Annotated in this window: 1 protein-coding gene; it reads right to left on the reverse strand. The window is 67.4% G+C overall.

Annotated elements, in window-relative coordinates:
* Positions 1 to 34 precede the first annotated feature (34 nt).
* The coding region (locus tag CF165_RS49740; protein WP_093954567.1) for an SAM-dependent methyltransferase at positions 35 to 865 on the reverse strand (831 nt) is incomplete at its 5' end.

Consider the following 865-nt stretch of genomic DNA (forward strand, 5'->3'; position numbering starts at 1 on the left):
ATGGGCTGCCGGGCCATGGCGGCGTTGTGTTCGTTCAGGGTTGGGGCTTTTCCGCGACTCCGCCCCAGCCGAACACGCTGGCCTTGCGAATGTCGTCGTCGGGTTCTTCGTCGGGTCGCCAGTCCGGCAACCGGGTGATACCGGGGTCGAGCATCGTCCAGTCGCCGAACCACGGCGCGAACTCGGCACGATCCCGCAACCACATGGGATTGCTGGTGTTGCGGTAGTTGGCGATCATCTGGCGGACCCCGGCCGTGTCGTCTTCCGGGGCGTTCTCGATGCTGGCGTGGGAGATCGCCAGCCAACTGCCCGGGGCAACGTGCGAGCGGTACCTTTCGACGATCTGGGCGGGCTGGTCGTGCGGGCCGATGAAGTGCATGACCGCGATCAGCATCACGCACACCGGCTCGGCGAAGTCGATCAACGCGCGGGTGGTGTCGTCCTCGAAGATCGCGTCCGGGTCACGCAGGTCGCGTTGCACCAGCCCGGCCCAGTCGGTCGCCTCGTCCTTCTCCAGGATCACGGTGGAATGGGCGGCCGCGACCGGTTCGTAGTCGACGTAGACCACGGTCGCGTCCTCACCTTCCGGAACCCTGCGCCGGATGATCTCGTGCACGTTGCCGACCGTCGGCACACCGGAGCCCAGATCGATGAACTGGCGGATACCCGCGTCCAGCGCGGCCTGCACGACCCGGTTCATGAAGGCCCGGTTCTGCCGGGCCATCGCCGGCATGCCCGGCCACAGTTGCACGGCGCGTTTGCCGAACTCGCGGTCCACCGCCCAGTTGTGGGTCCCGCCGAGGTACCAGTCATAGATCCGCGCAGCGGACGGCTTGTCCGTGTCGACACCGTCCGGCGCTGTCGG

This window comes from Amycolatopsis vastitatis (assembly GCF_002234595.1).
GTDB lineage: Bacteria > Actinomycetota > Actinomycetes > Mycobacteriales > Pseudonocardiaceae > Amycolatopsis > Amycolatopsis vastitatis.